Consider the following 16,918-nt stretch of genomic DNA (forward strand, 5'->3'; position numbering starts at 1 on the left):
CTGTCAGAAGGAGTCGTTGTCGCGCGGGCTCACAGCGCGGACAGGTCCATCGCGCGGGCCATCGCCCGGTAGCCGGCGTCGTTGGGGTGTAGGTGGTCGCCGCTGTCGTAGCGGGGGTCGAGGCGTTCGGGGTGGTGGGGGTCGGCGAGGGCCTTGGCGAAGTCGACGTAGGCGTCGTACTCGCCGGAGGTGCGGACCCACTGGTCGAAGGCGAGGCTCACCGCGGCGGCGCGGGTGCCGTAGTGGTCGGAGCCGCCGAAGGGCAGCAGGGTGGCGCCGACCACGCGGATGCCGCGGGCCCGGGCCTGGCGGATCAACTCGCGGTGGCCGTCAATGAGTTGGGCGGCGGTGACGACGGGGGCGGGTTTGTAGGTGGGCTTGTCGGTCTCGCTGTAGCCGATGTCGTCGACGCCTTCGAGGATCACCACGGTACGCACGCCGGGCAGGTCGAGGGCGTCGCGGGTGAAGCGGGCGGAGCTGCGCTGGCCGTACCAGGCCGAGTCGTTGAGGACGAGGTTGCCGCCGATGCCGGCGTTGAGCACCGGGCGGGGCCGGCCGGTGGTGGCGAGGCGTTCGGCGAGCGCGTCGGACCAGCGGTGGTCGCGGTCGGGGGTGGACTTGAAGCCGTCGGTGATGGAGTCCCCGAAGAGCACGATGCCGCCGGTGCGGCCCGGTCGCACCGGCCGGTCGCCGCCGGAGACGTCCACGCCGGACAGGTAGTACCACGACTGCGTGGTGCGGCGGAACGCGGTGTCGGCGACGTCCGCGGTGTGGTCGCCGTCGGCGGCGTAGCTGGTGGCCATGGACTGGGCGTGGAAGGTGGCCGGGCCGGTGGTGCCGTCGAGGTGGAGCGTGACGGTGACGGGTTCGAAGGCGCGCAGCGGGAGCCCGGCGGGGTCGCTGGTGAGCTGTCCGTACGCCGGCACGGTGGCGGCGCGGGAGCCGCCGAAGGTGAGTTGCCGTACCGTCCCGGCGCGCAGCCGGGCGCCGTGGTCGCGGCGGGCGACGGTGGCTCCGGCGATGTGCAGCGGTGAGGTGCCGTAGGCGTTGGACAGCCGGATGCGCAGCCGGCTGCCGCCGGTGGTGACCCGTACCACCTGGCGCAGCGTCTGGCCGGAGAAGCCGGCCTCGGACCAGTTGGGGGTGAAGCCGGTGCTGGGGCGCTGCGGGGCGGCGGACCAGGCGGCGTTCCAGACGGGGGCGGGGGGCGATTGCGCGGCCCGGGCCCCGGCGACCGCGAGCGCGGCGGTCAGGACGAGCGCCGCGGCGGCGCCGACGGACTTGGCAGGCATGGCGGATTCCCCTGGTGAGACGGGCGGGAACGGAAACGTGTTGGCGCGGTGCCATTCTGTCCCCGGTCCGCCGCGACGACCGGCGCCATACGGCGACAAGGTGCGACAATCCTTCGTAAGGGCGATATCACCGCACATGTTTTCGCGGGCCGCCCATCCTGGCTGTCTGTTTTGGGCAGTTTGGGTAGATATATGGGGGTTTACGGGTGACACGGCTTGTCGCGGGACCGTGCAGTATTACCTACATGATGAAAATCCGTACGCGCATTGGCGCCTGGCTCGGGCGCAGATATATGGCGAACCTTCGCAAAAAGGGCTTCGATCTGTCGAAGGCGCTGCCGGAGTCGACGCTGATGCCGTTGCGCCGTGACGGGCTCGACCCGGTGCCCGACCTCGGCGCGATGCGCCGCAAGGCGCCGGTGACCAAGCTCAAGGTGCCGCTGGGCGTGAACGTGTGGCTGGTGACCGGTTACGAGGAGGCCAAGGCGGTCCTCGGGGACGCCGGCAGCTTCAGCAACGACTTCACCAACCTCATCGGCACCGGCGTCACCTCCGGCACCAGCCCCGGGGGCCTGGGGTTCGCCGACCCGCCGGACCACACCCGGCTGCGGCGGCTGCTGACCCCGGAGTTCACCATGCGGCGGCTGAGCCGGCTCACCCCGCGCATCCACACCATCGTCGAGGAACGGCTCGCCGAGATGGCCGCCGCGACCGGCCCGGTCGACCTCGTCGAAGCCTTCGCCATGCCCATCCCCTCCCTGGTGATCTGCGAACTCCTCGGTGTGCCCTACGAGGACCGGGAGGAGTTCCAGCGCCTGGGCACCAGCCGCTTCGACGTCTTCTCCGGCGCCGACGCCTCCTTCGGCGCGATATCGGAGTCCCTCTCCTACCTGCGCGACATCGTCAAGAAGGAACGGGAGAACCCCGGCGACGGGCTGCTGGGGATGCTGGTGCGCGAGCACGGCGACGCCATCGACGACGAGGAGCTGGCCGGGCTCGCCGACGGCGTGCTCACCGGCGGCCTGGAGACCACCGCCAGCATGCTGGCGCTGGGCACCCTGCTGATGCTCCAGGACCGGCAGCACTTCACCGCGCTCCTCGCCGACGACGCCGCGATCGACCCGTTCGTCGACGAGCTGCTGCGTTACCTCACCGTCGTCCAGGTGGCCTTCCCGCGCTTCGCCCGCCGGGACCTGGAGATCGGCGGCCAGGCCATCGGCAGCGGTGACATCGTGCTGTGCTCGCTGTCCGGCGCCGACCGCGACGAACACCTCGGGCCGCACATGGAGGAGTTCGACCCCACCCGCCCGGCGGCCGGCTCCCACCTGGCCTTCGGGCACGGCATCCACCGCTGCATCGGCGCGGAACTGGCGAAGATGGAACTGCGTGCCGCCTACCCGGCGTTGGTACGCCGCTTCCCGGAGATGACGCTGGCGGTGCCGGCCGAGGAACTCCGCTTCCGCAAGTACTCCGTCGTCTTCGGCATGGAGTCCCTCCCGGTCAACCTCGGATGACCGACCGGCGCCGCCCGCACGTCGTCGCGGGGGCGACGTGACCGGCAGGCCGGACGGCGGTCAGCGCAGACCCGCCGCGTCCAGCAGATGACCGGCCACCGCCCGCGCGCCGGCGTCGCCGCCGAGCACGGTGTAGTGGTTGGTGTCCGGGATCCGATGGGTCGCCACCCGGTCCGGCTCGAGCGCGGCGGTGGCCAGCCGTTCCTCGTCGTACAGGCCCTGCGGTTCGTCCAGCAGCCCGCGCTCGGCCCACAGCAGCCGGGCCGGGTGCGGCAGCTCGCGGATCGCGGAACGGACCCGCGGGTCGCCGAATACCCCGGCGCCGTCCTCGCGCACCGCGTCCAGCACGCACGACGAGGTCAACTCGGGCTCGGCGCCGGTCAGATCGCGCTGGAGGTAGGCGTCCGTCCACGGTGACCACCGGCCGCCGAACGCGGGGTGGACCCGCCAGTAGTCGCGGTAGGCGTCCCGGTCCGGGAAGGTCATGCGCAGCCTGCGCATCGCCGGGCCGATGACCGCCTCCAGCAGTTCGTCGGTGCCGAGCCCGGCCGGTGCGGGGAAGGCGAGCCCGCCGTCGACCAGCACCACGGAGGCGAAGCGCCCGGGGTGGCGGACGGCGGTGAGGGCGGCGACGAAGGCGCCCATCGAGTGGCCGGCGAGCACCGCCGACTCCAGGCCCAGCGCCTCGGCGACCGCCGCCACGTCCTCGGCGTGCGCCCCGATCCCGTACGGCCCCGGCAGCGCCCGGCTGCCCGCCCGGCCGCGCAGATCCGGCGCCACCACGGTGACCCGCCCGGCCAGATGGTCGGCGACCCGCGACCACGCCAGCGCGTTCGCCGTGATTCCGTGCAGCGCCAGCACCACCGGCGCCCCCGGCTCCCTCGCGGCCCGCCGCAGCACCGTCAACTCCCCTCCGCGCACGGGGACGTTCAACTCCGCGTAGTCCCGCGCGGACGACCACGGCACGGACGGCGGGACATTGGTGTCACTGCGGCTCATGGCCGGTGGTCTCCTCGGCTGGGGTACGGGTGCGTGCCGGTACCGTACAAGCCCGTCCGCCGCCGGGGCAGGCCCCGTACGGCAACGGCGGACGGGGGACAGCCCCACCTTCCACCGGCCGGGAGGCCCCATCGATCGCGGGGGCCGGGGTGCGACACGCTCGGGGGTGTCGTCACCACAGCCCCGGCCGAGCCGGCCGTACCGCCGCGAGGAGTCGCCGTGTCCGATCGTCGGAGTCCGTCCGCCCGTACCGGTTCCCCGTCCGCGCCGAAGCGGCGGCGGGCCGGGGTGACGATCGCCGCGGTGGTGGTGCTCGGCACGGTCGTCGGGACCGGTCTGCCGGGCCGTGTCGACGCGGGGCTGAGCGCCCCGGCGCACGCGGCCGCTCCCCGGGACGCCGTGCGGCGCGGCGTGACGGCCCTGGTCCCCGCCGTGCTCGCCGCCGTCCGGGGCGGCCATTCGTCCTGACGTGGCGTCAGCTCAGTTCGGCGTCCCGGCGTATCCGGCGCGACGGGGAGAACGCGTACAGGTCCAGGATGCCCGCCGGGTCGGCGAGGCCGGGGCCGCCCGCCTCGACCCAGGCGGTGATGTCGCCCACCGCGTCCGGGTCGTTGACCAGGCCGAGCCAGACCGGGCGTCCGCCGGCCGCGCGTCCGGCCGCCGAGGGCTGCACCACGATGACGTTGGCGTGTTCGCAGGCGTCCAGGCAGGTGACCGGGCGCACCGTGGCGGTGCCGGACAACGCCCGCCGCAGCTCGGCGAGTTGGGCCGCGTGGTCGACGCCGGGGACCTTGCCGGTGCCGCAGCAGCAGCCGCGGCAGACGGTCACGGTGCAGCGGGCCGGCCCGGCGGCGCGGGCTTCCCCGCGATCCCGGCGGCTCATGACGCCCGCCCCGTCGCGGCGCGGCGCCACGCGGAATCGGCCAGCAGCCGCAGTCCGTTGAGGCCGACGATCACCGTGGAGCCCTCGTGCCCGGCGACACCGAGCGGCAGCGGCAGGGTGCCGACCAGGTCCCAGACGACCAGGCCGGTGATGAAGACCGCGGCCACCACCAGGTTCTGCGTCACCAGCGAGCGGGCCCGGCGGGAGAGGGCCACCACCGCGGGCACGGTGGCCAGTTCGTCGCGGACCACGACGGCGTCCGCGGTCTGGAGCGCCAGGTCCGAGCCGGCCCGGCCCATCGCCACGCCGGTGTGGGCGGCGGCCAGCGCGGGGGCGTCGTTGACACCGTCGCCCACCACCAGCACCCTGCGCCCGGCCCGTTCCAACTCCCGTACCACCGCCACCTTCTGCTCCGGCAGCAGTCCGGCGCGGATGTCGGTGATGCCGGTGCGGCGGCCGAGCGGCACCGCGGCACCCGCGTGGTCCCCGGTGACCAGCACCGGCGGGTGGCCGGTCAGGGCGGTGAGCGCGGCGACCGCCTCGGGGGCCTGGTCGCGCAGCCGGTCGGCGATGCCGAGCACCCCGGACGGCACCCCGTCCACCTCGACCACGACCACGGTGCGCCCCTTCCCGGCCAGCTCCTCGGCCACCACGGTAGCCGGGCCGTCCGCCGCGGCCGGCAGGCGGGTCGGGCTGCCCACGGCGACCCGGCGGCCGTCGACGGTGGCGGTGACGCCGGTGCCGGGGGCCGAGGCGAAGTCGGTGACGGGCGGCGGGCGCAGGCCCCGGGCAGCGGCGGCGGCCACCACGGCGCGGGCCAGCGGATGCTCGCTGGGGTGCTCGGCGGCGGCGGCCACGGTGAGCAACTCGTCCTCGGTCAGGCCCGCGCCGGGCACCGGGCGGACGTCGGTGACCTGGGGTGTCCCCTCGGTCAGCGTGCCGGTCTTGTCCAGCGCCACCTGGTCCACCTGGCCGAGGCGTTCCATCACCACCGCCGACTTCACCAGCACCCCGTGGCGTCCGGCGTTGGCGATCGCGGAGAGCAGCGGCGGCATGGTGGCCAGCACCACGGCGCACGGCGAGGCGACGATCATGAACGTCATCGCCCGCAGCAGCGTGGGCTGCAACGCCGCGCCGAAGCACAGCGGCACCGCGAAGAGCGCCAGCGTGGCCGCCACCATGCCGATCGAGTAGCGCTGCTCGACCTTCTCGATGAACAGCTGGGTCGGCGCCAGGGTGCCGGAGGCCTCCTCCACCATGGCCACGATCCGGGCGATCACCGAGTCGGCCGGGTCGCGTTCGACTTTGACGCGCAGCGCGCCGGTGCCGTTGAGGGTGCCCGCGAAGACCTCGTCCCCGGCGGACTTGGCCACCGGCAGCGGTTCGCCGGTGATGGTGGCCTGGTCGACCTCGCTCGCCCCGTCCAGTACCCGGCCGTCGGCGCCGATCCGCTCGCCGGGGCGGACCAGGACGACGTCGCCGACGGCGAGTTCGGCCGAGGGGACGGTCTCCTCGGCGCCGTCGTCGGTGATCCGGGTGGCGGTGGCCGGCGCGAGGTCGAGCAGTCCGCGTACCGAGTCCGCCGTGCGGGCGGTGGCCAGCGCCTCCAGGGCGCCGGAGGTGGCGAAGATGACGATCAGCAGCGCCCCGTCCAGCACCTGCCCGATCGCCGCCGCGCCGAGGGCGGCGACCACCATCAGCAGGTCCACGTCGAGGGTCTTCTGCCGCAGCGCGGTCAGCCCCGCCCACCCCGGCTCCCACCCGCCGGCCGCGTACACCAGCGCGTACAGCGTTCCGCACGCCCACGCCGGGGCACCCAGCGCCTGCGCCGCCAGCGCGATCAGGAAGAACGCCAGCGCCAGCGCCGCCCACCGGGCCTCGGGCAGCGCCAGGATCCGGGTACGCCGCGCGGGCGGCGGGGCGGCAGGGTCGCCACCGGCGCGCGGCGCCGGGCGGGTGAGGGTGGAGGACATCGCGGCGGGTTCCTTCGCAACGCGGGGGCTCGGTGGGTACCGGACCACCATACAGGAACGCATGAACACTCATTCATGTGTTCATCTCCGGTCGGTACCATGGTGGCCATGGGTCATGGAGCCGCCGCCACCGCAAGCAACGCCGTGCCACGCGCGCGCCTGGACGCCGCCGACGCGGCCAAGGTGGCCACCACCCTCCAGGCCCTGGCCACCCCGTCCCGGCTGCTGATCCTGGCCCGGCTGCGGGAGGGCCCGCTGCCCGCCACCGAACTCGCCGCCGAGGTCGGCATGGAGCAGTCCGCCTGCTCACACCAACTCCGCCTGCTGCGCAACCTCGGCCTGGTCACCGGCACCCGGCAGGGCCGCTCGGTGGTCTACGCGCTCTACGACAACCACGTCGCGGAACTCCTCGACCAGGCGCTCTACCACGTCGAACACCTGCGGCTCGGGCTCACCGACGGCCCGGTGGACGAGGACGCCGCCGCGGGGTGAACACCTCCCGGCGCCGGGCGTAACTCCGCGCGCCGCACGGCCAGTTGACGCCATGTCCTGCCCGGCCCCGCCCGACGGGGTTACCCTCGGTCTGAGTCGAGGGAGCGGAAGGGGGCGGGGCGAGTGCTGGACGAGGCGTTCACCGCGCTTGCCGCGGCCGGTGGCACGGCGGTGGTGACGGCCGTGGGAACGGACACCTGGGGCGGGATGCGGCAGGCCGTCGCGCGCTGGTTCGGGCGCGGCGACACGGTACGGGAACGGGCGGAGGCGGAGCGGCTGGAGCAGACCGCCGCGCTGCTGCGGGCCACCGAGGGGACGGCCGGCGCCGAGCAGGAGCGCACCCGCCAGTCCGCCTGGTGGCAGTCGCGCATCGAGAGCGCGCTGGAGGAACTGGACGAGGCGGAACGCGCCTGGGCCGCTGTACGGCTGCGCGCGGTCCTCACCGAGCACGCCCGCCCGGACGGCACCGCCACCCGGCCGCGGTCGGCCTGACCGCTCGGGCGAACCCCCGGACCACCCGCGTGAACTGCGGCTTTGCGGTCCCCGCGACACCGGGGGCGGCCTCGCGGTCGGCTACCCTGTGGGCATGGCTGGATCCGGTGACGTACCCGCGGCGGGGCTGCGGGAGCGCAAGAAGGCCGAGACCCGGCAGGCGCTGCGGAAGGCCGCGGCGCGGTTGTTCCGCGAACAGGGCTTCGCGCGGACGACGGTCGCCGACATCGTCGAGGCGGCCGGGGTCTCCCCGCGCACGTTCTTCCGCTACTTCGCCAGCAAGGAAGACCTGCTGCTCCCCGATCTGGCGGAGTTCTTCGACCGGCTCGAAGCCGAACTGGCCGGCCGGCCGCGCGCCGAACCGCCGCTGCCCGCGTTGCGCGAGGCGATGCTCGCGGTGCTCCAGGACGGGCCGCGGTCCACGCTCGTGGCCCTCGTCCATCCGCTGGAGGGCACCGAGGAGGCGGTCACCGACCGGCTGGTGCACGCCTTCATGCGGCGTGAGGAGCGCTTCGCCGAACTCCTCGCCGACCGGGTGCCGCCCGGCCCCGACGCCGATCTGCGGGCCTCGGTGGCCGCGATGGCGGCGCTGTCGGCGACCCGGGCGGTGATCCGCACGGTGCGGCAGCGCCGTCGTACCGCCGAGGTGCCGGTGGGCGCGGTGGCCAGGCTGCTGCCGACGGCGTTCGCGGTGCTCGCCGAACCCGGCGCCCAGGCGTGACGCGCCGGCGCCCACCGGCGGCGGTCACCAGGTGACCGGCAGCGCGTGCAGCCCGTAGATGATCATGTCGTCCCGGAACGGGAGTTCCGCGGTGGGCACGGCGGTACGCAACGTGGGGAAGCGGGCGAAGAGCGAGCCGAGGGTGATCTGGAGCTCGGCGCGGGCGAGTTGCTGACCCAGGCACTGGTGGGGACCGAACCCGAAGGCCAGATGTGGGGCGGGGGAGCGGGTGATGTCGAGCCGGTCCGGATCCGCCAGGCCCATCAGCGGATCGCGGTTGGCGGACGGCAGCGCGGCCACCACCATCTCCCCGGCCCGGATCGTCCGGCCGCCCAGCGTCACCTCCTCGGTCGCCACCCTCGCCAGCCCGAACTGAATGATCGTCAGGTAACGCAGCAGCTCCTCCACCGCCCGGTCGGCCAGCTCCGGCCGGGCCCGCCAGGCGGCCAGCTGGTCGGGGTGGTCGAGCAGGGTCAGCGCGCCCAGCGAGATCATGTTGGCGGTGGTCTCGTGGCCGGCGATGAGCAGCAACGCGCCGAGGATGGTGAGCGCGTGATCGGTCAGCGGCGAGTCCGGGTCGGCGTCGGCCTCCGCGATGAGGGCGCTGATCAGGTCGTCCCCCGGGTCGCGGCGCTTGGCGGCCACCAGGTCGGTCATGAAGGCGGCGAGCGCCGCCCGGTCCTGCGCGGACTGCTCCGGCGAGATGTCGACGGCCAGGAGCCGTCCGGCCAGCCCCTGGAAGGCGCCGCGGTCGGCGTAGGAGACTCCGAGCAGTTCGCAGATGACCAGTGAGGTCACCGGCAGCGCGAGCGCGGCCACCAGGTCCACCGGCCCGCCGTCGCGTTCCATGGCGTCCAGGTGGTCGTCGGTGATCCGCTGGATGCGCGGACGCAGCCGGGTGACCTGCTTGACGGTGAACGCGCGCATCACCGGCCGCCGGTACGTGCGGTGCTCCGGCTCGTCCAGCCGCAGTAGCGCGCCCGGCGGCGGCTCGGGCAGGGCGGCCGGGACCGGACGCACCTGCGGCGCCGTGGTGCCCTGCCGCGAGCTGAACCTCGGGTCGGCCAGCATCGCCCGCACGTCCTGGTAGCGGGTGACCAGCCAGCCCGTTCCGCCGCCGGGGAACGAGATCCGGCTGACCGGGGCCTCCTCGCGCAGCCGCGCGTACTCGGGGGCGGGGTCGTACGGGCACCGGCGCACGCGCGGCATCCCGGGCGGGGCGGCGGGGTCGGTCCGGTCAACCATGGCTTCCTCCAAGGGCGTTGGCGGCGACGGCCCCGGAACGCGGGGCGCCGGACCGCCGGTGGACGGACGCGAAAAGTGGCACGACTGCCACGATAGTGAAGGCGGCGGGGGTGTCAAAGGGGGTGGGGCGCGGAGCCGCGTGGGCGGGTTGGCGCCATGGTGGCGCATGGTGGAGCCGTGTTTGCCCGTGGCCTGTCGGGTGGTTGACGTGCGCGGACGCCGCCTTGGTGCCGCGGGCCGAAAAAACGCTCCGCGTGTGGCGCCATACATGTGCCATGATGGTGCCATGGATCTCACCCCGTACGTCGACAACCTCCGGCACGAGATCGCGGTCGCCGCGGACTCGGGCGGCGAGGAAGCCCGCGCCCTGGCCGAACGCCTCGCCGCGCCGCTGGAGTCGTCCGCCCGGCTCACCCTGCTGAGCGCGCTGTCGGCGGCCATGGCGGAGGTCACCCGGGACCTGGCGCCCGGCTCCGTCGAGGTGCGGCTGCGCGGCCTCGACCCGGAGTTCGTGGTGGTCCCGCCGCCGCCCCCGGAGGCGTACGAGGCGGACTGGGGGTACGACAGCGCGTCCGCGCACACCGCGCCCCCGCCCCCTCCGGCCGACGGTGACGAGGGCGGCACGGCCCGGATCAACTTCCGTCTCCCCGCCCACCTCAAGGCCCGGGTCGAGGACGCCGCCGGACGCGAGGGCCTGTCGGTCAACGCCTGGCTGGTACGCGCCGCCTCCGCCGCCCTGGAACCCGGCGGCGGACGCCCCGCCGGCCGCGCCCGCCGCCACGGCGGCCAGGGCTACACCGGCTGGGTGCGCTGATGCCGCCGACCTCCCCCCGCAGCCCCTCACCCGACAGGACAGCCATGCCCGAGTTCGCCACCCCCGAACGGCGAGCCACGTCCATGACCGTTCCGCCCGCCATCACCCGGACCACCGGGTTACCACCCGCCGACACACCTCCGGAGACCGCCATGACGTCCTGCCCCGTCGACCACGCCGCACAGTCCGAGCCCGTCACCCTGCCGCTGGAGCGGCCGGCCGGCTGCCCGTTCGACCCGCCCGCCGAGCTGGGACGGTTGCGCGAACAGCACCCGCTGACCCCGATGACCTACCCGGACGGCCACGTCGGATGGCTCGCCACCGGACACGCCGTCATCCGCGCGATCCTGGCCGACCCGCGCTTCAGCTCCCGCTACGAGATACTGCACTACCCGTTCCCCGGCGGGCCCACCAGTGAGCTGCCACCGGCACCGGTCGGCGACCTCACCGGCCTCGACGCCCCCGAACACACCCGCTACCGGCGGCTGCTCACCGGCAAGTTCACCGTCCGCCGCATGCGCCTGCTCACCGAACGCGTCGAGGAGATCGTCACCGAGCACCTGGACGCGATGGAACGCTCCGGCGGACCGCTCGACCTGGTGGCCGCCTACGCCCAGCCGGTGCCCGCGCTGATGATCTGCGAGCTGCTCGGCGTGCCCTACTCCGACCGCGACCTCTTCCAGCGGCACGTGGCGACCGTCAACGACCAGAACGCCACCATGGCGGACCAGGGCGCCGCCATCACCGCGATCCACGAGTACGTCCACACCCTGGTCGTCGCCAAGCGGGCCCGGCCCACCGACGACCTGCTCGGCGACCTCACCCGGGAGACCGAGCTGAGCGACGGCGAACTCGCCGGCATCGGCACCTTCCTGCTCGGCGCCGGCCTCGACACCACCGCCAACATGCTCTCCCTGGGCGCCTTCGCGCTGCTGAGCGACCCCGCACAACTCGCGGCGCTGCGGGCCGAACCCGAACTGGCCGACCCGGCCGTCGAGGAACTGATGCGTTACCTCAGCATCGCCCACACCGGCGCCCGCACCGCGCTGGAGGACGTCGAACTGGCCGGACGCCTCATCAAGGCCGGCGACACCGTCACCCTCTCCGTGCAGGCCGCCAACCGAGACCCGGAACGCTTCCCCGACCCCGACACCCTCGACCTGCGCCGCAAGGCCACCGGCCACCTCGGCTTCGGCCACGGCATCCACCAGTGCCTGGGCCAGCAACTCGCCCGCGTCGAGATGCGGGTGGCCATACCCGCCCTCTTCCGCCGCTTCCCCACGCTGCGGCTCGCCGTGCCGGCCGAGGAGGTTCCGCTGCGCACCGACTCCTCCATCTACGGGGTGCACCGGCTTCCGGTCACCTGGGAGCGGGGGTGAGACCGTTGGAACTCGCCGTCGACCGTGAACGCTGCTGCGGCGCGGGCATGTGCGCGCTGACCGCGCCGGAGATCTTCGACCAGGACCCGGAGGACGGCCTGGTGGTGCTGGTGACGCCCCGCCCGCCGGCCCGGCTGCGCGGTGCCGCCCGGGAGGCCGCCGCGCTCTGCCCGGCCGGCGCCGTCACCGTCCGCGAGCCCGGCTGACCCTCCCGGTGCGCTCAGGACAGCGCGGCCCGCAGCGCGCCGACCCGCTGGACGGCGGCGTCGAAGGCGACGGGGTCGAGCCGCCCGCCGGTGTACGCGGCGGCGAGCGCGGTCACGGCCGCGTCGCACTGGCCGGTGTCGCGGGCGGAACACAGCAGCAGATCCATCCCCGCGTCGGCCGCGAGCACGGCACGCCGCCCGGTGTCGTACCCGCCGGGGAGGGCGCCGGCTTCCAGGGCGTCGGTGACGGTGACCCCGGTGAAGCCGAGCCGGCCGCGCAACTCCCCCTGGACCACGGTGGAGGAGAGCCCGGCCGGCCACCGCGGATCGAGCGCCGGGTAGACCGCCCAGGAGACCATGACCAGCCGGACCTGGGCGCCGATGGCGGCGGCGTACGGCGCCTCGTCCACCGTACGCAGCTCGGACCGGCTCAGGGTGAGCGTGACCGGTCCGGTGTCGGTGTCCTGGGCGCGGGTGGCGGCGCCGAGGCCGGGGAAGTGCTTGGCGGTGGCGGCCACCCCGGTGGCCTGCTGCGCCGTGACGAAGGCGGCGGCGCACTCGGCCACCACGGCGGGGTCGTCGCTGTACGAACGCTGGTACTCGTCGATGAAGTCACCGGGCTCGCGGAAGACGTCGAGCACGGGCGCGAGGTTGACGTTCATGCCGACGCCGGCGAGGTTGCGCCCGGCACCGGTTCCGGCGTTCGCGGCCTGCCCCGCCGGGTCGGCGGACTGCCCGATCCGCTTCTCGGAGGGCACCGGTGCGCCCGGCAGCCGCCGGACCTCGCCGCCCTCCTGGTCGGTCATGAGCAACAGCGGTGCTCCGACCGGTCCGGCGGCGTTGGCCTGCCGCAACTGACCGATGACGGAGGCTATTTGGGCCTCGTCGGAGATGTTCTCGCCGAAGAAGACGACCCCGGCGCACTCGCCCGCCGAGATCGCCCGCAGCAGTGAGGCGGGCGGGGTGGGGCCGGGGTAGGAGTAGACGACCCGTTGGCCGGCCCGCTGGCGTGGCGACAACACGGCGGTCCCGGTCAATCCCCGTACCGCCGCCCGCGCCCGCCCTCCGCCGGTCACCGCTCCGGCCGCCAGCGCCCCCGCCGCCGTGAGCACCCCGCGCCGGGGCCACATTCCGTTCCGCGTCGCGTCCACGTCCCACCGCCCCATCGCGTCGGCAATCGTGTGCATGACAATAACGCGCCGACCGTACGCCTCCGTCCCCCGTACCGGAAGGCCGCGTTCCCACCGCCGTTGGTCCACACCGCCGCCCGGCCGGTCCGACCGGCGGCGACGCCCGACGCCGACGGCGACTTTCACCGCGGAAAATCCGGGGCGACGGCGCCGGGGACCGGGCTACCGTGCCGTGATGACACACGTCCGCGAGATGACCGAGGCCGACGTCGACGCGGTATCGGCGATCCGTGTTGGCGGTTGGCGCCACGCCTACGCCGGGATCGTCCCCGCGTCCTACCTCGCCGCCATGTCCGTCGAGGAGGACGCGCTACGCCGCCGCGCGCTGCTCCGCCGCCCCGACCGCCCCGGGACCGACCTCGTCGCGGTAGGCGCCGACGGGACGGTGACCGGCTGGGCCTGCGTCGGCTCCTACCGCGGCGGTCCCCCCGGCCCCGACGCCGGCGAGCTCTACGCGCTCTACGTCCGCCCCGACCTCATGGGCACCGGCATCGGCCGCACCCTTCTCGCCACGGCCGAGTCCCGCGCGGCCGACCAGGGCCACGGCACCCTGCTGCTCTGGGTACTCGCCGACAACACCCGGGCCCGCCACTTCTACGAAACCGCCGGCTACACGGCGGACGGAGCCGTCCAGCACGACGACTACGGCCCGACAGAACTCCCCGAACTCCGCTACCACCGCCCCCTCCACCCCGCGCCCGCCGCGCCGGCCACGGGGGCGGTGAACCCCGGAAACGGGTGAGGCCGAGCGCGGGCGTGGTCGACGCGTGGGACCGCCCTCGCGGCCCGACCCTGGGCGCGGCAGCGGATGTGGTGGGGGAGGGGGGATGGTCAGGGCTGCCGGTGGGAGTGCGGGAGTGTGCGTGTTCGGTGGGGCGGGGGTGGTTGGGGGTGCCTGGGGCGTGCGGCGGGGCCGGGTTGCCGGGGTCGGCGCCGGGGCGGTTGGGGGTGCCCCGGGCTTCGGAGGGCCGCGCTGTGAGGGGCGGGCGCGCGGGAGGTTGGGGCGTTGGGGGTGCCCCGGGTGTGCGGCAGGCCTCGGGGCGTGAGGTGGAGGTGGAGCGCCGAGGTGCTTGGTCGCCGGGGGCGAGTGGAGGTCGACGGGTTGCGTTGCCGGGGGCGGATGCGTGGGTGGTCGGGGCGCCTCCGGATGGGTAGTGGCGGGAGGTTGGGGGCGCCCCTCAATGTCGAGCGGGTCTCGGCAGGCGGCCGGGTGGAGGTGGACGGGGCCGCGCGGTCGGGGTCGGCGCGTCGGGCCGATCCCGCGGTCCGGGCGAACTGCCGTCGGCTCGAAGCGCGGTAGAGCGAGCGGTTCGGCCGTCGGCGCGGCAGTGCACGTGGTGGGGAGGCGGACGGCCCGGGCTGCGGGTGAGAGCGCCGAGCGATGGTGCACGTCTGGTGGGAGCGCGGGTGGTCGGGGGCGTTCCCGGATGCGTGGCGGGCCGCGCTGTCAGGGGCAGCGGCCGGGCGTCGGGGGCTCTCACATGTCCGGTGGGCCACGCAACACGGCGTGGGCTCCGGCTGCGCGCCCGGGCCGGGCGGCTGGGTTTCCGGGCGCGGCCGCGTCGTTGGCGACGACGCTTCGTCTCCGACACGGGCCGTTGCGGTGGCCTCCGTGACCGGGCGCTGGGTGGCTCAGGGGGTGTGTGGGGGGTGCGTCGGCTTGGAGGGAGGGTGGAGGGCGGTGATGCCGGCGAGGACGAGGTCGAGGCCGGCGAGGAATTGTTCGCGGTCGTCGTGGTCGCGTAGTTGGCCGGCGACGGCCCGGGCGAAGGGGTAGTCGTCGGGGTCGAGTTCTTCCCAGGCCGTCGCGACGTCGTCGAGGAACTCGGCGCGGTCTTTCGGGGGGCCGTCGGCGCGGGAGTTGGCGGCGTTCTGACCGGCCGCGCCGAGGACGTAGTGGACCAGCGCCGAGGTCGCCGTGAACCAGCCGTCCTCAGGCACGCCGAGCGCGCGGACGCGTCGGCCGATGCTGTCGAAGATCCGCGGGGTCACCGAGCCCCAGGGGCTGCGGGAGAGTTGCGTGGCGAGTTGGGTGGCGAGCCACGGGTGGTCGTCGATCGCCTCGAACAGGCCGAGGGCGACGGCGCGGATCTCGTCAGGCGGGGAGTCCGCGGGCGCGGCGGGCGTCGTAGGCGCGACCGGTTCGACGGCCAGCGCGGCGCCGACCACGGCTTCGGTGGCGGCGCCGAGCAGCTCGTCCTTGTTGGCCACATGCCAGTAGATCGCCCCGGTCCCGGTGGCGAGCCGCTCGGTCAGTGCCCGGAACGTCAGCCCGCTCTCACCGACCGTGTCGAGCAGTTCGACGGCGGCCTCGACGATGCGCTCGCGGGAGAGCGCCTCTGTGCGCCGCTGTGATCGGCGCGTCCGCGTTGCCATGCCGACATCTTGACATAACTGGAGCGTCGTTCCAGCATGGAGCGACGTTCCAGAATGGAGCGCCGTTCCAACATGGAACGGCATGCCAGGCAGGCGTGCCGAAGCTCACCGGGCCGCCTCGATCCCCAAGGAGCCGCAGCGATGCGCACCCCTGTCACGATCATCGGCGCCGGACTCGGCGGCCTCACGCTCGCCCGCGTCCTGCACGTCAACGGCATAGCGGCCACCGTCTATGAGGCGGAACCCTCGCCGACGGCGCGTTCGCAGGGCGGGATGCTCGACATCCACGACTACAACGGGCAGATCGCCCTCCAGGCGGCCGGCCTGAGGGACGAGTTCCGCGACATCATCCTGGAGGGCCGCCAGGCGATGCGGATCCTCGACCCGGCCGGGAACGTCCTGTTCGACAAGGCCGACGACGGCACGGGGGGACGCCCCGAGGTGCAGCGCGGCGAGCTGCGGGAGATCCTGCTCGGCTCGCTGCCGGCCGGCACCGTCCGGTGGGGGCGCAAGGTCACCGGTGTCCGCCCGCTCGGCGGGGGCCGCCACGAGGTGGCGTTCGCCGACGGCGCCACCGTCACCACGGCCCTGCTGGTCGGCGCGGACGGCGCCTGGTCACGGGTGCGCCCGCTGCTTTCCGAGGCCACGCCCGAGTACACCGGCACGTCGTTCGTCGAGACCTACCTGTTCGACGCCGACGCCCAGCACCCGGCCACCGCCAAGGCGATCGGCGGCGGGTCGATGCTCGCGCTCGCCCCGGGCAAGGGGATCCAGGCCCACCGGGAGAGCGGCGGGACCCTCCACACCTACGTGGCGCTGCGCAGGTCGCAGGGGTGGTTCGCGGACGTCGACTTCACCGCGCCCGCCGAGGCCGCCGCACGGATCGCGCGGGAATTCGACGGCTGGACGCCGGAGTTGACCGCGCTGATCACCGACGGCGACACCGCGCCGATCCTGCGCCCGCTGTACGCCCTGCCGACCGGGCACCGCTGGGACCGCGTGCCGGGCGTCACCCTGCTCGGCGACGCCGCCCACCTCGCGGCCCCCAACGGCGAGGGCGCCAACCTCGCCATGCTCGACGGGGCCGAACTCGCCACGGCCCTCGCCGCGCACCCCGGCGACGCCGAGGCCGCGCTCACCGCGTACGAGCAGGCCATGTTCACCCGCGGCACCGAGGCCGCCGACGCCGACCGCATCCAAGAGCTGATGTTCGGCGACGACGCACCGCACGGCCTGGTCGCCGAGTTCGCCGGCGACCGGTAGGCGCCGGGGGCCCGTCCCGGCCACCGGCCCGTGGTGCCGATAGAATACGGACCGTTGGTCCGGTTGAGTGGAACGGATC

At 74.5% G+C, this 16,918-nt stretch carries 17 protein-coding genes; 10 read left to right on the top strand and 7 right to left on the bottom strand.

What is annotated here, in order from left to right; all coding sequences use genetic code 11:
- Positions 1-29 precede the first annotated feature (29 nt).
- Positions 30-1,292: an SGNH/GDSL hydrolase family protein gene (locus SCATT_RS31750; RefSeq protein ID WP_014151262.1), complete on the bottom strand. Its 1,263-nt coding sequence runs from the start codon at positions 1,290-1,292 to the stop codon at positions 30-32.
- Positions 1,293-1,585: 293 nt separating this feature from the next.
- On the opposite strand from SCATT_RS31750, the gene SCATT_RS31755 reads away from it, so the two are divergent.
- Positions 1,586-2,806 carry a cytochrome P450 gene (locus tag SCATT_RS31755; RefSeq protein WP_014151261.1) on the top strand — a complete coding sequence of 407 codons (1,221 nt, stop codon included), beginning with the start codon at positions 1,586-1,588 and terminating at the stop codon, positions 2,804-2,806.
- Positions 2,807-2,866: 60 nt separating this feature from the next.
- Here SCATT_RS31755 and SCATT_RS31760 read toward each other — a convergent pair whose 3' ends face one another.
- Positions 2,867-3,805 carry an alpha/beta hydrolase gene (locus tag SCATT_RS31760; protein ID WP_014151260.1) on the bottom strand — a complete coding sequence of 313 codons (939 nt, stop codon included), beginning with the start codon at positions 3,803-3,805 and terminating at the stop codon, positions 2,867-2,869.
- 219 nt (positions 3,806-4,024) lie between these two features.
- On the opposite strand from SCATT_RS31760, the gene SCATT_RS31765 reads away from it, so the two are divergent.
- The gene (locus SCATT_RS31765) at positions 4,025-4,273 is read left to right on the top strand and encodes a hypothetical protein (protein WP_014151259.1); all 249 of its coding nucleotides are present in this window, start codon (positions 4,025-4,027) and stop codon (positions 4,271-4,273) included.
- A gap of 7 nt (positions 4,274-4,280) precedes the next feature.
- On the opposite strand, the gene SCATT_RS31770 is transcribed toward SCATT_RS31765, so the two are convergent.
- On the bottom strand, positions 4,281-4,688 hold the full coding sequence (locus SCATT_RS31770) for a hypothetical protein (protein ID WP_014151258.1): 408 nt from the start codon (positions 4,686-4,688) through the stop codon (positions 4,281-4,283).
- Positions 4,685-6,661: a heavy metal translocating P-type ATPase gene (locus SCATT_RS31775; protein WP_014151257.1), complete on the bottom strand. Its 1,977-nt coding sequence runs from the start codon at positions 6,659-6,661 to the stop codon at positions 4,685-4,687. Before SCATT_RS31775 ends, SCATT_RS31770 begins: the two co-directional genes overlap by 4 nt.
- A 108-nt stretch (positions 6,662-6,769) precedes the next feature.
- On the opposite strand from SCATT_RS31775, the gene SCATT_RS31780 reads away from it, so the two are divergent.
- From SCATT_RS31780 to SCATT_RS40000, 3 genes are all read left to right on the top strand, one after another.
- Positions 6,770-7,153, top strand: coding sequence for an ArsR/SmtB family transcription factor (locus SCATT_RS31780; protein WP_014151256.1), 384 nt, complete (start codon positions 6,770-6,772; stop codon positions 7,151-7,153).
- A gap of 123 nt (positions 7,154-7,276) precedes the next feature.
- Entirely contained in the window at positions 7,277-7,645 is a 369-nt protein-coding gene (locus SCATT_RS31785) for a hypothetical protein (RefSeq protein ID WP_014151255.1), read from the top strand.
- A 94-nt stretch (positions 7,646-7,739) separates the two neighbouring features.
- Positions 7,740-8,366 carry a TetR/AcrR family transcriptional regulator gene (locus SCATT_RS40000; protein WP_014151254.1) on the top strand — a complete coding sequence of 209 codons (627 nt, stop codon included), beginning with the start codon at positions 7,740-7,742 and terminating at the stop codon, positions 8,364-8,366.
- Positions 8,367-8,390: 24 nt separating this feature from the next.
- Here SCATT_RS40000 and SCATT_RS31795 read toward each other — a convergent pair whose 3' ends face one another.
- Positions 8,391-9,611, bottom strand: a complete 1,221-nt coding sequence (locus SCATT_RS31795; protein ID WP_014151253.1) for a cytochrome P450 — start codon at positions 9,609-9,611, stop codon at positions 8,391-8,393.
- 286 nt (positions 9,612-9,897) lie between these two features.
- Here SCATT_RS31795 and SCATT_RS31800 point away from each other — a divergent pair, with 286 nt between their 5' ends.
- From SCATT_RS31800 to SCATT_RS31810, 3 genes are all read left to right on the top strand, one after another.
- Positions 9,898-10,425, top strand: coding sequence for a hypothetical protein (locus SCATT_RS31800; RefSeq protein ID WP_014151252.1), 528 nt, complete (start codon positions 9,898-9,900; stop codon positions 10,423-10,425).
- Positions 10,426-10,577: 152 nt separating this feature from the next.
- Positions 10,578-11,804: a cytochrome P450 gene (locus tag SCATT_RS31805; protein WP_014151251.1), complete on the top strand. Its 1,227-nt coding sequence runs from the start codon at positions 10,578-10,580 to the stop codon at positions 11,802-11,804.
- Positions 11,801-12,010, top strand: a complete 210-nt coding sequence (locus SCATT_RS31810; protein WP_014151250.1) for a ferredoxin — start codon at positions 11,801-11,803, stop codon at positions 12,008-12,010. Before SCATT_RS31805 ends, SCATT_RS31810 begins: the two co-directional genes overlap by 4 nt.
- A gap of 14 nt (positions 12,011-12,024) precedes the next feature.
- Here SCATT_RS31810 and SCATT_RS31815 read toward each other — a convergent pair whose 3' ends face one another.
- Entirely contained in the window at positions 12,025-13,140 is a 1,116-nt protein-coding gene (locus SCATT_RS31815) for a glycoside hydrolase family 3 N-terminal domain-containing protein (RefSeq protein ID WP_014626931.1), read from the bottom strand.
- Between the two features lie 235 nt (positions 13,141-13,375).
- On the opposite strand from SCATT_RS31815, the gene SCATT_RS31820 reads away from it, so the two are divergent.
- A complete protein-coding gene (locus SCATT_RS31820) occupies positions 13,376-13,942 on the top strand; it encodes a GNAT family N-acetyltransferase (protein WP_014151248.1) in 567 nt (188 codons plus the stop codon).
- 890 nt (positions 13,943-14,832) lie between these two features.
- On the opposite strand, the gene SCATT_RS31825 is transcribed toward SCATT_RS31820, so the two are convergent.
- Positions 14,833-15,576 carry a TetR/AcrR family transcriptional regulator gene (locus tag SCATT_RS31825; protein WP_014151247.1) on the bottom strand — a complete coding sequence of 248 codons (744 nt, stop codon included), beginning with the start codon at positions 15,574-15,576 and terminating at the stop codon, positions 14,833-14,835.
- A gap of 141 nt (positions 15,577-15,717) precedes the next feature.
- Here SCATT_RS31825 and SCATT_RS31830 point away from each other — a divergent pair, with 141 nt between their 5' ends.
- Complete coding sequence (locus SCATT_RS31830) at positions 15,718-16,839, top strand: FAD-dependent oxidoreductase (protein ID WP_014151246.1); 1,122 nt, start codon at positions 15,718-15,720, stop codon at positions 16,837-16,839.
- Positions 16,840-16,918 lie beyond the last annotated feature (79 nt).

The organism is Streptantibioticus cattleyicolor NRRL 8057 = DSM 46488, from assembly GCF_000240165.1.
Classification (GTDB): Bacteria; Actinomycetota; Actinomycetes; order Streptomycetales; family Streptomycetaceae; genus Streptantibioticus; species Streptantibioticus cattleyicolor.